The 15,672-nt window shown below is 64.6% G+C and carries 15 protein-coding genes and 1 pseudogene; 14 read left to right on the forward strand and 2 right to left on the reverse strand.

Annotation, left to right across the window (positions count from 1 at the left end; translation table 11 throughout):
• Positions 1 to 13 precede the first annotated feature (13 nt).
• Together hrpB and ACWGTO_RS16200 are read right to left on the reverse strand one after the other, a co-directional pair.
• On the reverse strand, positions 14 to 2,476 hold the full coding sequence (gene hrpB, locus ACWGTO_RS16195) for an ATP-dependent helicase HrpB (protein ID WP_454575827.1): 2,463 nt from the start codon (positions 2,474 to 2,476) through the stop codon (positions 14 to 16).
• A 47-nt stretch (positions 2,477 to 2,523) separates the two neighbouring features.
• Positions 2,524 to 2,909, reverse strand: a pseudogene (locus ACWGTO_RS16200) (hypothetical protein).
• Between the two features lie 26 nt (positions 2,910 to 2,935).
• Between ACWGTO_RS16200 and ACWGTO_RS16205 the strand changes: the two are divergent.
• The 14 genes from ACWGTO_RS16205 to dhaK all read left to right on the forward strand — a co-directional run bounded on the left by ACWGTO_RS16205 (position 2,936) and on the right by dhaK (position 15,668).
• Positions 2,936 to 3,634: a PIG-L deacetylase family protein gene (locus ACWGTO_RS16205; protein ID WP_454575828.1), complete on the forward strand. Its 699-nt coding sequence runs from the start codon at positions 2,936 to 2,938 to the stop codon at positions 3,632 to 3,634.
• Positions 3,635 to 3,868: 234 nt separating this feature from the next.
• Complete coding sequence (locus ACWGTO_RS16210) at positions 3,869 to 5,200, forward strand: ABC transporter substrate-binding protein (protein ID WP_454575829.1); 1,332 nt, start codon at positions 3,869 to 3,871, stop codon at positions 5,198 to 5,200.
• Between the two features lie 124 nt (positions 5,201 to 5,324).
• Positions 5,325 to 6,272, forward strand: coding sequence for a carbohydrate ABC transporter permease (locus ACWGTO_RS16215; protein ID WP_454576021.1), 948 nt, complete (start codon positions 5,325 to 5,327; stop codon positions 6,270 to 6,272).
• Positions 6,269 to 7,219, forward strand: a complete 951-nt coding sequence (locus ACWGTO_RS16220) for a carbohydrate ABC transporter permease (protein WP_112560588.1) — start codon at positions 6,269 to 6,271, stop codon at positions 7,217 to 7,219. The genes ACWGTO_RS16215 and ACWGTO_RS16220 overlap by 4 nt, the downstream gene beginning before the upstream one ends.
• Positions 7,216 to 7,422: a hypothetical protein gene (locus ACWGTO_RS16225; protein WP_112560587.1), complete on the forward strand. Its 207-nt coding sequence runs from the start codon at positions 7,216 to 7,218 to the stop codon at positions 7,420 to 7,422. The genes ACWGTO_RS16220 and ACWGTO_RS16225 overlap by 4 nt, the downstream gene beginning before the upstream one ends.
• Positions 7,423 to 7,424: 2 nt before the next feature.
• Positions 7,425 to 8,537 carry an ABC transporter ATP-binding protein gene (locus tag ACWGTO_RS16230; RefSeq protein WP_454575830.1) on the forward strand — a complete coding sequence of 371 codons (1,113 nt, stop codon included), beginning with the start codon at positions 7,425 to 7,427 and terminating at the stop codon, positions 8,535 to 8,537.
• Positions 8,530 to 9,543 carry an ABC transporter ATP-binding protein gene (locus ACWGTO_RS16235; RefSeq protein ID WP_454575831.1) on the forward strand — a complete coding sequence of 338 codons (1,014 nt, stop codon included), beginning with the start codon at positions 8,530 to 8,532 and terminating at the stop codon, positions 9,541 to 9,543. The genes ACWGTO_RS16230 and ACWGTO_RS16235 overlap by 8 nt, the downstream gene beginning before the upstream one ends.
• 78 nt (positions 9,544 to 9,621) lie before the next feature.
• Positions 9,622 to 11,265 (forward strand): dihydroxyacetone kinase subunit DhaK, encoded by a 1,644-nt coding sequence (locus ACWGTO_RS16240; protein WP_454575832.1) that lies wholly within the window; start codon positions 9,622 to 9,624, stop codon positions 11,263 to 11,265.
• Between the two features lie 70 nt (positions 11,266 to 11,335).
• Positions 11,336 to 11,938 carry a dihydroxyacetone kinase subunit DhaL gene (gene dhaL, locus ACWGTO_RS16245; protein WP_454575833.1) on the forward strand — a complete coding sequence of 201 codons (603 nt, stop codon included), beginning with the start codon at positions 11,336 to 11,338 and terminating at the stop codon, positions 11,936 to 11,938.
• Positions 11,935 to 12,324 carry a dihydroxyacetone kinase phosphoryl donor subunit DhaM gene (gene dhaM / locus ACWGTO_RS16250; RefSeq protein ID WP_023738108.1) on the forward strand — a complete coding sequence of 130 codons (390 nt, stop codon included), beginning with the start codon at positions 11,935 to 11,937 and terminating at the stop codon, positions 12,322 to 12,324. The genes dhaL and dhaM overlap by 4 nt, the downstream gene beginning before the upstream one ends.
• A 21-nt stretch (positions 12,325 to 12,345) precedes the next feature.
• A complete protein-coding gene (locus ACWGTO_RS16255) occupies positions 12,346 to 12,648 on the forward strand; it encodes an HPr family phosphocarrier protein (protein ID WP_454575834.1) in 303 nt (100 codons plus the stop codon).
• Positions 12,632 to 14,218 (forward strand): phosphoenolpyruvate--protein phosphotransferase, encoded by a 1,587-nt coding sequence (gene ptsP / locus ACWGTO_RS16260; RefSeq protein WP_454575835.1) that lies wholly within the window; start codon positions 12,632 to 12,634, stop codon positions 14,216 to 14,218. Before ACWGTO_RS16255 ends, ptsP begins: the two co-directional genes overlap by 17 nt.
• An 11-nt stretch (positions 14,219 to 14,229) precedes the next feature.
• Positions 14,230 to 14,655 (forward strand): hypothetical protein, encoded by a 426-nt coding sequence (locus tag ACWGTO_RS16265; protein ID WP_454575836.1) that lies wholly within the window; start codon positions 14,230 to 14,232, stop codon positions 14,653 to 14,655.
• 26 nt (positions 14,656 to 14,681) lie between these two features.
• A complete protein-coding gene (gene dhaK / locus ACWGTO_RS16270) occupies positions 14,682 to 15,668 on the forward strand; it encodes a dihydroxyacetone kinase subunit DhaK (RefSeq protein ID WP_454575837.1) in 987 nt (328 codons plus the stop codon).
• Positions 15,669 to 15,672 lie beyond the last annotated feature (4 nt).

Consider the following 15,672-nt stretch of genomic DNA (forward strand, 5'->3'; position numbering starts at 1 on the left):
GAAAGGACAAAGGCTAGGTGCCGCGCGGTTTTGCCCGCGCCGTAGCGGCGGCGAGCAGCGGATTTTCCGGCCAGACATGGCGGGGATAACGGCCGCGCATGTCGGTGCGCACATCGGCCCAGGAGCCACGCCAGAAGCCGGGCAGGTCGCGCGTCGTCTGGATCGGCCGGTGCGCCGGCGACAGCAGCTCGAGCGTCAGCGGCACGGTGCCGTTGGCGATGGCGGGATGGCGGTCAAGGCCGAACAGCTCCTGCACGCGGATAGCCAGCACCGGCCATTCGCCATCATAGCGGATCGGCACATGGCTGCCGGACGGCGCGTCGAAATGCGTCGGCGCCAGCGTGCCGATCTTGCGCTGCAGATCGTGCGGTACCAGCGCCATCAGGCCTGACGACAGCGTGCCCGGATCGATCGCGGCGAAGGATGCCTTGCCGGACAGGAACGGCAGCAGCCAGTCGTCGAGGCGTTCGATGAGGGCGGCGTCCGAAACATCGGGCCAGGGCGCGCCGAGGCCGCGATGCAACCAGCCAAGGCGCTGCCGAAGCGTCTCCCCCTCCTTGCCCCACTCCAACAGCGACAGACCGTGTTCGCGCAAGGCATCCAGGATGGCGCGGTCGGCATCGACGCCGGAAGGCGCCGGCAGCATGCGCTCGGACAAAGTGATGGCGCCGAGCCTGGCGGTCTCGCGCACGCGCACCGCGCGCCGCTCGCGGTCGAAGCTCGTCTCGCGGCGGGTCTCTATCCTGTCGGACAATGCAGCGCGGATGTCGGCATCGTCGACGGCCGCCGCCGCGGTGATGCGGGCGTTCTGCGCCTTGCCCTGCAAATCGGCGACGACCAGCCAGGGCTCGCCGGCCAGCGGATCGGCGGCGTCGAGCATGGCGCCGGAACCGTTGGCGAGCACAAAGCGGCCGCGCTCGCCGCGCGCCCTGGCGAGGCGGTCCGGCCATGCGTGGATGAGCAAAAGACCGGCAGAAGCGGCTTCGCTGCTCTTGGCGCCGCCCGCCTGCTTCGCCAGCCGCTCGGCCAGTTGCCTCGCCCCAATGGCGCGTGGCGATTTCTCGCTGCGAAAGCGCATGAGCCGGCGTTCGAGGTCGGCGCCGTCACCGCCGAGGCCACGCTCGGTCAGCAGCACGGCCAGCATCGCCGCCTCAAGCGCGTGGCCCCTGCCAGCGGCTTCGGCGACCATGTGCGCCAGCCGTACCGGCAGTGCGAGTTTGCGCATCGCACCGCCTTGCTCCGTCAGCCGCCCGGCCGGATCGATGGCGTGCAGCGCGCCGAGCAGTGCCCTCGCCTCGTTGAGCGCAGGCGTAGGCGGCGGATCGAGGAAGGACAGGCTCGCCGGATCGGCGACGCCGAAGGCGGCGCAGTCGAGCAGCAGCCCGGAGAGGTCGGCTTCGAGTATTTCGGGCGGGGTGAAAGCGGGAAGCGCTGCTGTCTGCTCGGCCCGCCACAGCCGGATGGCGACGCCTGGCTGCGTGCGCCCGGCGCGGCCGGCGCGCTGGTCGGCCGATGCCTTGGAAACACGCACCGTCTCCAGCCGCGTCAGTCCGCTCGCCGGCTCGTAGCGCGGGAGCCGCGACAGGCCTGAATCAATGATGACGCGCACGCCGTCAATGGTGATCGAGGTCTCGGCGATCGACGTCGCCAGCACCACCTTGCGGCGGCCGGGTGGCGCCGGCTTGATCGCGGCATCCTGCGCCCTGTTGTCGAGCTGGCCGTAGAGCGGCACGATGTCGGTGTCGGCGCCGAGGCGGTCCTGCAGGCGCTCGGCGGTGCGCTCGATCTCGCGCTGGCCGGGCAGGAAAGCGAGGACGCTGCCGCTCTCCTCGGCAAGGGCGGAGCGGATCGCCTTGGCCATGGCGTCTTCGACGGGAACGCCGGCCGGCCGTTCGTCGTAACGGATGTCGACGGGAAAGGCCCGGCCTTCGCTTTCGATCACCGGGGCGCCAGACAGGAGTTTGGCCACGCGCGCGCCATCGAGCGTCGCCGACATTACCAGCAGTCGCACATCCGGCCGCAGCGCCCCTTGCACGTCGAGCGCCAGCGCCAGACCGAAATCGCCGTCGAGCGAGCGCTCGTGGAACTCGTCGAAGATGACCGCCGAGACGCCGGGCAGTTCCGGATCGTCGAGGATCATGCGCGCCAGCACGCCTTCGGTGACGACCAATATCCTGGTCTTTGCAGAAGTGCGGCTTTCCATGCGCATGGCATAGCCAACTGTTGCGCCGGGCTCTTCGCCGAGCAATTCGGCCATGCGGCGGGCAGCGGCGCGGGCGGCGAGCCGGCGCGGTTCGAGAAGGACGATCTTGCCGGCGCCCAGCCAAGGCGCATCGAGCAGCGCCAGCGGCACCAGCGTCGTCTTGCCGGCCCCGGGCGGCGCCACCAGCACGGCGCTGTTGCCAGCACCGAGCGCCTCGCTCAGCGCCGGTAGTACGGCGGACACCGGCAGCTCCGGCAAGGGTCTTGTCGTCATCGCGTCCGCATATCAGCGGTCACTATAACCGTGCAACCGCCGCTCGCTCACAGTCTTGTCCGGGCAAGCGGGTTCCAGCGCACCGTACCCAACCGAACTTCCTCGCGCACCATGGTCAGCAGGCCGGAAGCGCCCACGACGGCAAGGCCGACCAGGGACAGCCAGTCGGGATATTCCTGGAAGAACAGCGCGCCGAGGATGACCGCCCAGACGATCTGCGAATAGTGCGTTGGCGCGATGCGGTTGGCGGGCGCCAGAAACCACGCCAGCGCTCATCGGCCGGCCGGCTGAAAAACAGGAAGAAGCCGGAAAACAGCGTCACGAAGAAACCGATCTCGAAGACGGTGAACTGTCCGCCAAGGCTCTTGATAACCGCATCGCTGCACGAATAGCTTGCATAGGCGATGAGGGCGAGCAGGATTCCGTTCGTCACGTTTTTCCATTTCCGGGGAGAGTGCGGTGAAGGTATTGGCGCTCGGCGCGCATCCGGACGACATCGAGATATTCATGTTCGGTACGATGGCCGCCTATGCCACGCAAGGCGCAGACCTCACTTTTGCCGTGGCCACGGATGGTGCCAAGGGCGGCGCGGGCGACCCGCGCGTTTTGGCTCGTGTGCGCCGCGAGGAAGCCGCGACCGCTGCGGCGTTGCTCGGCGCGACTCTTCACTTTCTCGACTTCCCCGATGGCGAACTGGTGGCCGATGCGGCGCTGATCGGTTCGTTGAAAGCGCTGATACGCGACACCGGAGCAAATCTGGTGATCACGCATGCGCCCAACGACTATCACGCCGACCACAGGGCGCTGTCGGACGGCGTGCGCATCGCGGCTTCCTTCGCCGTGCCGGTGCTGCATGCCGACACGATGGGCGGCACCGGCTTTGCGCCGACGCATTATGTCGACATTTCCGCCCATCGCGATGTCAAAACGCAGGCGATCCGCGCGCACCGGTCGCAAAGACCGGAGCAATATGTCGACAAGGCGCGCGTCCAGAATGAGTTTCGCGCCGGCCAATGCAACAGCGTCGCCGGTTCACTTGCCGAGGCCTTCCGCTTCGAGCCGACATTTCCCTTCGCCGATATACGCGCATTGCTGCCGCCCGCGCCGCCTGTCCGACCAGTGACGCCACAGACGAAGATTGCAAGCGACGCCGGCTAAACAACTTCCGGGCGAACCATCCGGCAATCATTTCCCAACGATTTCAATCCTCTTTTCGTGATGGTGCAACGCAGCAACGAATTCGCTTGCCTTGTTTAGTAAAAATTGCATCACTAAACAAATTACTAAACATCTGCGACGCACCGCGCCGTCATGTTTGGGCCCTCGGAGGAGCGAGGGTTGAGGGGCTCTTGAAACCGCCATCCGGGCGCGTTTCGCAAATGGGAGGAAGGCATGAAATCGAGCTTGAAACTGGCGTTGGGACTGACTTCGGCTATTACCGCGTCGACAGCCGTCTCGAACGTTGCGCACGCTGAAGACCTGACGCTGTGCTGGGCTGCCTGGGACCCGGCAAACGCACTTGTCGAACTGTCCAAGGACTTTACCAAGGAAACCGGCATCGGCATGAAATTCGAGTTCGTGCCGTGGACCAACTATGCCGATCGCTTCCTCAACGAGCTCAACTCGCACGGCAAGCTCTGCGACCTGATCATCGGCGACAGCCAGTGGATCGGCGGCTCGGCCGAGAACGGCCACTACGTCAAGCTGAACGACTTCTTCGACAAGGAGAAGATCAGCATGGACGACTTCGTGCCGGCAACCGTCGTCGGCTATTCGGAATGGCCGAAGAACACGCCGAACTACTGGGCGCTGCCGGCCATGGGCGACGTCGTCGGCTGGACCTACCGCAAGGACTGGTTCTCCAAGCCGGAACTGCAGAAGGAATTCAAGGAAAAGTATGGCTGGGATCTCGGCCCGCCGACCACCTTCGACCAGCTGAAGCAGGTCGCCGAGTTCTTCCAGAAGCGCGAGATCGACGGCAAGACCGTCTATGGCGCCTCGATCTACACCGAGCGCGGCTCCGAAGGTATCACCATGGGCGCCATGGACGTGCTCTACAGCTTCGGCTTCCAGTATGAAAACCCGAAGAAACCCTACGAAATGGAAGGCTTCGTCAACTCCGAGAAATCGGTGAAGGGGTTGGAATTCTACAAGGCGCTCTATGATTGCTGCACCCCGCCCGGCGCGTCGAACAGCTATATGGGCGAAGGCGTCGACGCCTTCAAATCCGGCCAGGTGGCCATGCATATGAACTTCGCCTTCACCTGGCCCGGCCTCCAGAAGGACGAGAATGTCGGCGGCGACAAGATCGGCTACTTCGTCAACCCGAAGGGTCCGGACGGCGACCAGTTCGCCCAGCTCGGTGGCCAGGGCATCTCGGTCGTGTCCTATTCCGACAAGCAGGAATCGGCGCTGAAATACATCAAGTGGTTCGCCAACAAGGATGTGCAGGCCAAATGGTGGTCGCTCGGCGGCTACTCCTGCCTGAACGCGGTGGTCAAAGACCCGGCCTTCCCGTCCAGCCAGCCCTATGCGCAGACCTTCCTCGACTCGATGGCGATCGTGAAGGACTTCTGGGCCGAGCCGAGCTACGCACCGCTGCTGCAGGCCTCGCAGAAGCGCTTCCACGACTATGTCGTCGCCGGCCAGGGTTCTGCCAAGGATGCGCTTGACGGCCTGGTCAAGGACTGGACGCAAGTGTTCCAGGACGACGGCAAGATGTAACCGGACAACGGTTCGACGGCTCCTCCCGAGCCAGACCGACGCGTCCCGTGCCGCCCTTGGCACGGGACGCAGTTCAGATAAATTCATGACAGAGACGACCCACGTGACCGAAGCAGGACTCACCATGCTCAATCGGACTGCGGAGAACGTTGCCCGGGCGACCTCGGAGCCGTTGGCGCGCAAGGTCCGGGGCATTAGCGACAAGGGTCTCGCCTGGCTGTTCATCTCGCCGACGATCCTGTTGCTGTTGGCCATCAACATCTTCCCGCTGTTCTGGGCGATCTATCTGTCCTTCACCAACTTCCGCGCCAACCGGCCGAACGAGGTGGTGAAGAATCTCGGCTTTGCCAATTACCAGCGCATCCTCGGCGACCAGGACATCTGGATCGCCATGCAGACGACGGCGCATTTCGTGTTCTGGACGATCCTGCTGCAGACGCTGATCGGTTTCACTCTGGCCTGGCTGATCGATCGCAAGTTCCGCGGCCACGCCTTCTGGACGACGATCATCCTGGTGCCGATGATGTTATCACCTGCGGTCGTCGGCAATTTCTGGCGCTTCCTCTACGAGCCGCAGATCGGGCTGTTCTCCTACGTCATCTCGTTTGTGTCAGGCATCCCGCCGACAAACATCCAGATGCTCTCCAACGTCTCGCTGGCACCGTGGTCGATCATCATCGTCGACACCTGGATGTGGACGCCTTACGTGATGCTGATTTGCCTCGCCGGACTTCGCTCGATCCCCGAATACATCTATGAGGCGGCCGAGGTCGACCGCGCCTCCAACTGGCGGCAGTTCTGGTCGATCACGCTGCCGATGGCGCTGCCCTTCATCATGCTGGCGGTGCTCTTCCGCGGCATCGAGAACTTCAAGATGTTCGACATGGTCAATTTGTTGACCGGCGGCGGACCCGGCTCGACCACCGAGGTCGCCTCGATCACGCTGAAACGGCAGGCTTTCGAGAGCTGGCGCACCGGCTATTCCTCAGCCTTCGCCATCATCCTGTTCGTGGCGGTGTTTGGCCTCGCCAACATTTACGTCAAGGCGCTCAACAAGGTGAAGCAGAGATGAGCCTGACCACTGCCCACTCCGTCGTCGCGCCTTCGGGAACAGCAAAAGGCATCGCCGGCACGATCATCGTCGCCTACGCGCTAATCTCGATCGTACCGCTGTTGTGGATTTTTGCCACCAGCTTCAAGACGCCGCCGGATTCGATCGCCTATCCACCGAAGATCGTCTTCCAGCCGAGCATCGAAGGCTATTGCAACCTGTTCACCACGCGCACGCGGCAGACGCCGGAATACATCAACTCGCTGGGGCCGGCGACCGGCTTCTGCGACGAGACGGTGCGCAAGCGCAACATGGTGATTGCCGGCCCGTCCAACTTCCTGCCGCGCTTCGTCAACTCGCTGATCATCGCCTTTGGCTCGACCTTCTGCGCCGTCTTCCTCGGCACGCTGTCGGCCTATGGTTTCTCGCGCTTCAAGGTGCCTCTGGCCGACGATCTCCTGTTCTTCATCCTGTCGACGCGCTTCATGCCGCCGATCGCTGTCGCTATCCCGATCTACCTGATGTACCGCGAGCTCGGCCTCTCCGACACAGCGCTCGGCATGATCCTGCTCTACACGGCGGTCAACGTGTCGCTTGCCGTGTGGCTGCTCAAAGGCTTCATCGACGAGATCCCGCGCGAGTATGAAGAAGCGGCGATGATCGACGGCTACACCAGGCTGCAGGCCTTCTGGCGCACCGTGCTGCCGCAGGCCACCACCGGCATCGCCGCGACCGCCATCTTCTGCCTGATCTTCGCCTGGAACGAGTATGCCTTCGCAGCCCTGCTCACCTCGGGCACGGCGCAGACGGCGCCGCCCTTCATTCCGACCATTATCGGCGAAGGCGGCCAGGACTGGCCGGCGGTGGCGGCCGGCACGACGATCTTCCTGGTGCCGATCCTCGTCTTCACCATCCTGCTTCGCAAGCAGTTGCTGCGCGGCATCACCTTCGGCGCGGTGCGCAAATGAGCCTGACACAACCCACCAAACGCAAATCGCGCTGGCCGCGCTGGGCCAGGCGTGGCCTGTTGGAAAACATCGCGACCGCGATCATCGCCATCGGCTTCCTGATGCTGTTCCAGCCCTTTGCGCTGGCGCTCTACACCTACTCCTTCATCACCATGCTCGCCGGCACGGTGATGTTCATCATCGTCTCCAAATTCCCGGAATAGCCATGGCCGAAATCCGCGTCCAACACCTGAGAAAGGCCTTCGGCGATTTCGTCGCCGTGCAGGATTCCAGCTTCGTCGTCGAGGATGGCGAGTTCTTCGTCATGCTCGGGCCGTCGGGCTGCGGCAAGACAACGACATTGCGCATGATCGCCGGGCTCGAACTGCCGACCGGTGGCCAGATCCTGCTCGGCGGCGAGGACGTGACCATGCGCCGGGCACGGGAGCGCGACATCGCCTTCGTCTTCCAGCTGTTTGCGCTCTATCCGCACATGAATGTGCGCAAGAACATCGGCTTCCCGCTCCTGGCGCAAGGCATGCCTGCGGCCGAAATCCGCCAACGCGTCGAGGAGACAGCCAAGCTCCTGCGCATCGACCATCTGCTCAACAAATCGGTCTCCGGCCTTGCCGGCGGCGACCGCCAGCGCGTCGCGCTCGGCCGCGCCATCGTGCGGCGGCCAAAGTGTTTTCTGATGGACGAGCCGCTCGGCACGCTCGATACCGAGTTCCGCGATCTGATGGTCCACGAGCTTCGCGAACTGCACAACCGCATCCACGCCACCACGGTCTATGTCACCCACGACCAGATGGAAGCGATGTCGATGGCCGACAAGATCGCTGTCATGAACCATGGCGTGATCGAGCAGTTCGGCAGCCCGCGCGAAATCTACGACCGCCCGGCAACGATGTTCGTCGCCGATTTCATCGGCTCACCGCCGATGAATTTTCTGGGCTTTGGCGGCGGACTGGCGAAAGGTGCCAAGGAGATCGTCGTGCAAGGCGCCAAGGTGGCGGTGCCGGAGGTGCGCGAAGACATTGCGCCTGCCGACATGGCGCTCGGCATAAGGCCGGAACACATCCGCTTCGACGATGCGTCCAAGCTGCGTGGCGCCATCTACGGCACCGAATATCTCGGTACGACGCAGATCGTGGCCGTGGAGACGGCGGACGGCATCATCAAGGCGCGGGTGCCGGCCGAAATCCAGCTCGCCGCCGGCGATCATGTCGGCCTGACGCTGAACAGCTCGCGACTGTCGCTGTTCGACAAGGGATCGGGCCGCGCCGTGCGCACCGCGATCCACGACACCGCCGCTCAAGGGAGAGCGCAGCATGGCTGACGTACACATCAAAGGCGTGACGAAGAGTTTCGGCGAGCACGCCGCCGTCAGCAATCTCGACCTCCAGATCAAGGATGGCGAGTTCGTCGTCCTGCTGGGACCGACCGGCGCCGGCAAGACGACGACGCTGCGGCTGATCGCCGGGCTGGAGCGGCCCGACAGCGGCACGATCCATATTGGCGGCCACGATGCGACGATGCTGTCGCCGGCCGAGCGCGACACCGCTTTTGTGTTCCAGCAATATTCGCTCTATCCGCATCTGTCGGTCTACGACAACCTCGCCTTCCCGCTGCGCTCGCCGGCGCGGAGAATACCGGAGGACCAAATCCGCCGCCGCGTCGAAGAGGTGGCGAAGATGGTGCGCATCCACCACAAGCTGAACAACCGCTCGACCAAGCTGTCGGGCGGTGAAATGCAGCGCGTCGCCATCGGCCGCGCCCTGGTGCGCAAGCCGTCGATCTATTTGATGGATGAGCCGCTGTCATCGCTGGACGCCAAATTGCGGGCCGATCTCAGGCTCGAACTCAAGCGCATCCAGGCGGAGCTTGGGGCCACCATGCTCTATGTCACGCACGACCAGATCGAGGCTATGACCATGGCCGACCGCATCGGCATCCTTGCCGACGGCGTTCTGGTGCAGGTCGGTACGCCGCGCACGATCTATTCGGAGCCGGCAAATCTTCATGTCGCAGCAAGGCTCGGCCAGCCGGCGATCAATCTTCTGCCGGCGGGGTTGCTGCCCGATGGCGGCGCGCCGGCGGGCACCAAGACGGTCGGCGCACGCACCGAACATCTGTCGATCGAGAAGGCGGCAAACGGCCATGCCGATGGCGTCGTCGACTGGGTCGAGCATCTCGGCGACCAAAACCACCTGCATGTCACGGTCGGAGCCAAGAAGCTGGTGACGCTGACCGACCCCGACACGGATCTGGCGCAAGGCGATAAAGTGGTGATCCGCTACCGTTCGCCGCTCTATTTCGGCGCCGATGGGCAAAGACTGATGTGAATGGGGCTGATGTGAGGTTTCGGTGTCTCGCCAAGGGTACGGCACCGGCTTCTGATTGACGAATACAGGACGAATTCGATGAAGCACTTTTTCAACCGCAGGGAAACGATCGTCACCGAGGCGCTCGACGGTCTGCTGCGGACCATCGGTTCCGGCGATCTCGCGCGCCTCGACGGTTATCCCGAGATCAAGGTCGTGCTGCGCGCCGACTGGGACAAGACCCGGGTTGCCGTCGTCTCCGGTGGCGGCGCCGGGCACGAGCCGTCGCATGCCGGCTTCGTCGGCAAGGGCATGCTGACGGCGGCGGTATCGGGCGAGATCTTTGCCTCGCCAAGCGTCGAAGCCGTGCTGGCGGCGATCCGCGCGGTGACCGGCCCGGCAGGCTGCCTGCTGATCGTCAAGAACTATACCGGCGACCGGCTCAATTTCGGCCTGGCGGCCGAGAAGGCGCGCGCCGAAGGGTTTCGCGTCGAGATGGCGATCGTCGCCGACGACATCGCCTTGCCGGATATCAACCAACCACGCGGCGTCGCCGGCACCTTGTTCGTACACAAGATCGCGGGCTACCTCTCGGAAGCTGGCGACGACCTGGCCTATATCGCGACAGCCGCTCGCGCCGCGGCGAAGGATATCGTTTCGCTAGGCATGTCGCTGTCGTCCTGCTCGATCCCTGGCCAGCCGCATGAAGACCGCTTCGGCGAAAACGATGGCGAACTCGGCCTCGGCATCCATGGCGAGCCGGGCGTCGAGCGCATCGCGGTACAAAGCGCTGACAGACTGGTGGCGATCATGACGGAGCGGCTTGCCGCGCGGCTTGACCCGAAGGCCAGCCATGCGCTGCTGATCAACAATCTCGGTTCGGTGCCGCCGCTCGAAATGTCGCTTGTTGCCAACGCGGTGCTGGCCTCGCCGTTGGCCAAAACCGTGAAGCTGGCGATCGGCCCCGGACCGCTGATGACGGCGCTCAACATGAACGGTTTCTCGCTGTCGCTGATCAAGCTCGATGCCGCGCGCGAGGAGGCCTTGCTGGCGCCGGTCGGGCCATATGCCTGGATGCCGGCAAAGGCCGTTGCCGCGCCGGCCGTCGTTGCCATGGCGAAGGCATCCGGACAAAGCGCGGCGCGCAAGCCCAGTCAGAATGCGCGCACCCGGAGGCTTGTCGTCACGATCTGCGAAAGGCTGATTGCACTCGAAGAGGCCTTGAACGGGCTGGACGCCAAGGCGGGCGATGGCGATACAGGCTCGACGGTAGCCACCGGCGCGCGTAGCGTGCTGGAAAAACTCGACACGCTGCCGCTTGCCGATCCCACCGCCACGCTTGCGGCGGTGGGCGATAGTCTGGGCGTCGCCATGGGCGGATCCTCAGGTGTGCTGCTGTCGATCTTCTTCACCGCGGCGGCGCAGGCTTCGAATTCCGGTGCGTCCCTGTCCAGGGCGCTGCTTTCCGGCCTGGACCGCATGACCTTCTACGGCGGCGCAAGGATCGGCGACCGCACCATGGTCGATGCGCTGGAGCCGGCGCTGAAAGCGCTCGATGCCAGCGGCCTGGACGCGGCGGCGACAGCCGCCCGGCACGGCGCCGAGGCGACTGCGGCTATGGAGAAGGCGAAGGCCGGACGCTCCGCCTATGTCGGTGCCAAATTGCAAGGCGTGGTCGACCCTGGCGCGCATGCAGTGGCCGAAGTGTTCGCGGCCGCCGCCGCGCTGCATGCAGCGGCCTGATCGCATGCTTCAGTTGTCGAATGAAAATTCTTTCGATACTGCCGGTAGGACCGCAACCGGGAATTTGGATATGGCGGCACTGGACCTTGCCAGGCTGATCACAGCGGCAGCGGACACGATTGCCGCGCACGCCGACGAGTTGACGGCGCTCGACCAGGCGATCGGCGACGGCGACCATGGGCTGAACATGAGACGCGGCTTTGAGGCCGTGCGAGCCGAGGCAGAGGCGTTTTCGACCAAACCGCTGCCCGAAGCCCTGAAGGCGATCGGCACCAAGCTGGTGATGACGGTGGGCGGCGCGTCCGGACCGCTGTTCGGCACGCTGTTCATGGCGCTCGGCAAGGAGATCTCGGCTGCGCCCGATCGCGCCAAACTGACGGCTGCCTTCGGCAAGGCGATCGAAGCCGTCGCGGCGCGTGGCAAGTCGCAGGTCGGCCAGAAGACGATGCTCGACGTGCTGCAGCCTGTGCATGACGCATTGGCTGGAGGCAAGACAGTAGGGGAAATCGCCAATATCGCCGACCGTGCGGCCGAAGCGACCGTGTCTATGAAGGCACTGCGCGGTCGCGCCTCATTCCTCGGCGACCGCTCCATCGGCCACATGGACGCCGGCGCGCGTTCGACTGCGCTGCTGGTGCGGACCGTCGCCGAAAGCATCGAGGGCCAAGCATGAGCAATGTCGGCATCGTCATCGTTTCGCATTCGCCGCTGGTCGCCGAAGGCACGGCCGACATGGTGCGGCAGATGGTGGGCGACGAAGTGCCGCTTGCATGGTGCGGCGGAAACGGCCATGGCGGGCTCGGCACCAGCGTCGAGGCGATCATGGGCGCCATCGACAAGGCGTGGTCGGAAGCCGGTGTCGCCATCCTCGTCGATCTCGGCGGCGCCGAGACCAACTCGGAGATGGCGGTGGAAATGATCGGCGAGCCGCGGGCGCAGAAGATCATCGTCTGCAACGCACCGATTGTCGAAGGCGCAGTGATGGCCGCGACGGAGGCGTCCGGCGGTGCCTCGCTGAAGGAAGTGGTGGCGACGGCGCATGAATTGTCGCCATCGTGAATGAACGGGAATTTTGAGCGCATGTCCGCATTTGCCGAGGCCACCGTCCTGATCACCCACGAGGTGGGCTTGCACGCGCGCCCTTCGGTGAAGTTCACCAAGCTCGCCAAGAGCTTTGCCGCCGAAGTGGAAATCGCGCTTGCCGCCAATGGCCCGTGGTTCGACGCCAAGAGCATCGTCAAGGTGATGGCGACCAGGGCGCCGAAAGGCACTATGCTGCATATCAGGGCCCGCGGCGAAGCCGCCACTGAGGCGGTCGGCGCGCTGGCCGAACTGGTGCGGCGCGATTTCGACGAGGGTGCGGGCCATGCCCGAACCGCTTAGGCTGCAAGGCATTTCTGCTTCGGCCGGCTATGCCGAAGGGCCGCTGTTCAATCTCGACCGCGGCCCTGCGCGCTACACGGGCAAGGCGACAGCCGGCGAGGAGAAGGCTGCACTGAAAGCAGCACTCGCCAGCGCGACGGACCAGCTCGCGACCCTGATCGAAACCGCCGACGACGAGGCGGCCGGCATCCTCGAATTCCAGCTTGCCATGCTGGAGGACGAGGCGCTGACCGGACCGGCCTTCGCCGCGATCCCTTCCGGCATGCCGGCCGACATGGCGTGGCGGCAGGCGTTGGACGCCGAGATCGCCGGCTATGAAACGTCAGACGAGGACTATTTCCGGGCCCGCGCCGCCGACATGCGCGATATCCGCGACCGCGTGCTGCGCGCGCTAACCGAGGAGGATGAGAGCACCGCACCCGCGGGCGCCATTCTCTATGGCGAAGACATCGCGCCGACGCGCTTTCTCGAGACCGACTGGAGTGCCGGCGGCGGCATCGCGCTGAGGGCCGGCAGCACCGCCAGCCATGTCGCCATGTTGGCGCGCTCGCGCGGCGTGCCGATGGTGGTGGGGCTTGGCTCTTCACCGGCAAATCCCGATGGCTTGGCCCTGCTCGATGCCGAGCATGGCGGCATCGTATTGGCGCCGTCCAAGGCCGAGATCGAAACTTTCCGTCGGTCCTCATCCTCTTTTTTGGCGCGACGCGATAAGGCCGAAGCCTATCTGGCGAAACCGGCGGTAACCCGGGCCGGCACGACGGTGCGCGTGCAGGTCAACATTGCCGATCCATCCGAGGTCGATGGCATCGACATTTCGACCTGCGACGGCGTCGGGCTGATGCGCACTGAATTCCTGTTCGGCAAGGCGCCGCCGGATGAGGAGACGCAATACCGCTGTTATCGCAAGGTGCTGGAATGGGCCGGCGACAAGCCGGTGACCATCCGCACCGTCGATGCCGGCGGCGACAAGCCGGTGCCGGGCTTTACGGTCGAGGAGAGCAACCCGTTCCTCGGCCTGCGCGGCATCAGGCTGTCGCTGGCAAGGCCGGATGTGTTTCGCGTGCAGATCCGGGCGTTGCTGCGCGCCGCTGTCCACGGCAATCTGAAGGTGATGTTTCCAATGATCGCAGTCACGGAGGAGTACCAACGTGCCGCCACTTTGTTCGCGGAGGAGCAGGGTGGGCTCATCGCGCGTGGTGTCGCGCACAAAATGCCGCCGCTTGGCATCATGGTCGAGGTGCCGTCGGTGGCGATCGCGCCGGAGGCGTTTGCCGATGTCGCGTTCTTCTCGATCGGCTCCAACGATCTGACCCAGTATGTGATGGCCGCCGCCCGCGACAATTCTGCCGTGGCGCATCTCCATTCGGTGCGGCATCCAGCCGTGCTGCGGCTGATCGCTGCGGTGACCTCGTTCGGCTTGCGCGCCAAAATCCCGGTCAGCCTGTGCGGCGATGCCGGCGGCGATCCGGCCTCAATACCGGCGCTGCTCGAAGCTGGCCTGCGCGATCTCTCGGTGGCCCCTGCCCAACTCGCCATGGCCAAGGCGGCCATCTCAGATGTTTCGGTCTAGGCGTGGCTGAGATGGTCGACAAGACACCAGAACCCGGCCCCGAAGAGGCGATCCGCGCCTACAAGACGATCCTGTCGCAGGTCATCGACCAGCGCCCGTCGGGCATGCGCCAGCGCCTCGCCGATGCGCTGGGCAAGCACCGCAGCTTCGTGACACAAATCTCCAGCCCGGCCTATTCGATCCCGATCCCGTCAAAACATTTGCCGGCTATTTTTTCCGTCTGCCATTTCAGCCCGGCCGAGCGCGATCATTTTCTGGCTGCCTACCATCTGGCGCATCCGGGGAAACTGTCGGTAGCCTCGGGCATGCGCAAGACCCGGCATGTGTCGCTGATCGTGCCGGATTTCGGCGACGACAAGCAGAACGCGGCGCTCGACAGGGCGGTCAATGATTTCATCCAGAAGATCACCAGCATCACCGGCAAAAGCGGAGGCTGAGCGTTTCCTGGCGTTCGGGAGGACACATGAAGAAATTTCTGAATTCAGTCGACACGGTGCTGACCGAAAGCCTCGATGGCTTCGTTGCTGCCCACGCCGACATCCTGGTGCTGGGTGACGAGCACAAATTCATCCGCCGCAAGGTGCTGAAGCCGGGGAAAGTAGCGCTGATCTCGGGCGGTGGCTCGGGCCACGAGCCGCTGCACGCCGGCTTTGTCGGCCACGGCATGCTGGACGCCGCCTGCCCCGGCCAGGTGTTCACCTCGCCGACGCCGGACCAGATGCTGGCGGCGGCCGCAGCCGTCGATGCCGGCGCCGGCTGCCTGTTCATCGTCAAGAACTATGAGGGCGATGTGATGAATTTCGACATGGCGGCCGAGATGGCCGACGGCATCCTGCAAGTGGTGACCAATGACGACGTCGCGGTCGAGAACTCGTCGTATACGACCGGTCGGCGCGGCGTAGCCGGTACGCTGGTCGTCGAGAAGATCGTCGGCGCCGCCGCCGAGCAAGGCATGGCACTGGCGGATCTCAAGGCACTCGGCGATCGCGTCAACAGTGCGACGCGTTCAATGGGTGTGGCGCTGACCAGCTGCACCGTGCCTGCGGCCGGCAGGCCGACTTTCGACATTGGCGATGGCGAGATGGAATTCGGCGTCGGCATCCATGGCGAGCCCGGCAGGCGTCGCGACACGTTGAAAAACGCCGATGTCATCGCCGGGGAAATCTGCGCCGCGATCCTGGGCGATCTCGGCGACAAGGCAAAGGGCACCGCCCTGCTGTTCATCAACGGCTTTGGCGGCACACCGCTGATGGAGCTCTATCTGATGTACAACAGCGCCCGCAACATCTTCGAAAAACAGGGCGTGACGGTGACCCGCTCGCTGGTTGGGTCTTATGTGACGTCGCTCGACATGGCCGGCTGCTCGATCACGCTGACCATGCTGGATGATGAGGCAACGTCGTTGTGGGACGCGCCGGTGCGTACAGCCGCGCTGCGCTGGGGAATGTAGCGAT

Source organism: Mesorhizobium sp. PL10, from assembly GCF_053714315.1.

What these genes read in the sequence shown, in the direction of transcription:
- ACWGTO_RS16255 (WP_454575834.1), top strand. Translation starts at nt 12,346, where the DNA reads ATGTCCGCATTTGCCGAGGCCACCGTCCTGATCACCCACGAGGTGGGC.
- ACWGTO_RS16230 (WP_454575830.1), top strand. Translation starts at nt 7,425, where the DNA reads ATGGCCGAAATCCGCGTCCAACACCTGAGAAAGGCCTTCGGCGATTTC.
- ACWGTO_RS16210 (WP_454575829.1), top strand. Translation starts at nt 3,869, where the DNA reads ATGAAATCGAGCTTGAAACTGGCGTTGGGACTGACTTCGGCTATTACC.
- hrpB (WP_454575827.1), bottom strand. Translation starts at nt 2,476, where the DNA reads ATGACGACAAGACCCTTGCCGGAGCTGCCGGTGTCCGCCGTACTACCG.
- dhaK (WP_454575837.1), top strand. Translation starts at nt 14,682, where the DNA reads ATGAAGAAATTTCTGAATTCAGTCGACACGGTGCTGACCGAAAGCCTC.
- ACWGTO_RS16215 (WP_454576021.1), top strand. Translation starts at nt 5,325, where the DNA reads ATGCTCAATCGGACTGCGGAGAACGTTGCCCGGGCGACCTCGGAGCCG.
- dhaL (WP_454575833.1), top strand. Translation starts at nt 11,336, where the DNA reads ATGGCGGCACTGGACCTTGCCAGGCTGATCACAGCGGCAGCGGACACG.
- ACWGTO_RS16265 (WP_454575836.1), top strand. Translation starts at nt 14,230, where the DNA reads ATGGTCGACAAGACACCAGAACCCGGCCCCGAAGAGGCGATCCGCGCC.
- ACWGTO_RS16220 (WP_112560588.1), top strand. Translation starts at nt 6,269, where the DNA reads ATGAGCCTGACCACTGCCCACTCCGTCGTCGCGCCTTCGGGAACAGCA.
- ACWGTO_RS16240 (WP_454575832.1), top strand. Translation starts at nt 9,622, where the DNA reads ATGAAGCACTTTTTCAACCGCAGGGAAACGATCGTCACCGAGGCGCTC.
- ACWGTO_RS16235 (WP_454575831.1), top strand. Translation starts at nt 8,530, where the DNA reads ATGGCTGACGTACACATCAAAGGCGTGACGAAGAGTTTCGGCGAGCAC.
- dhaM (WP_023738108.1), top strand. Translation starts at nt 11,935, where the DNA reads ATGAGCAATGTCGGCATCGTCATCGTTTCGCATTCGCCGCTGGTCGCC.
- ACWGTO_RS16225 (WP_112560587.1), top strand. Translation starts at nt 7,216, where the DNA reads ATGAGCCTGACACAACCCACCAAACGCAAATCGCGCTGGCCGCGCTGG.
- ptsP (WP_454575835.1), top strand. Translation starts at nt 12,632, where the DNA reads ATGCCCGAACCGCTTAGGCTGCAAGGCATTTCTGCTTCGGCCGGCTAT.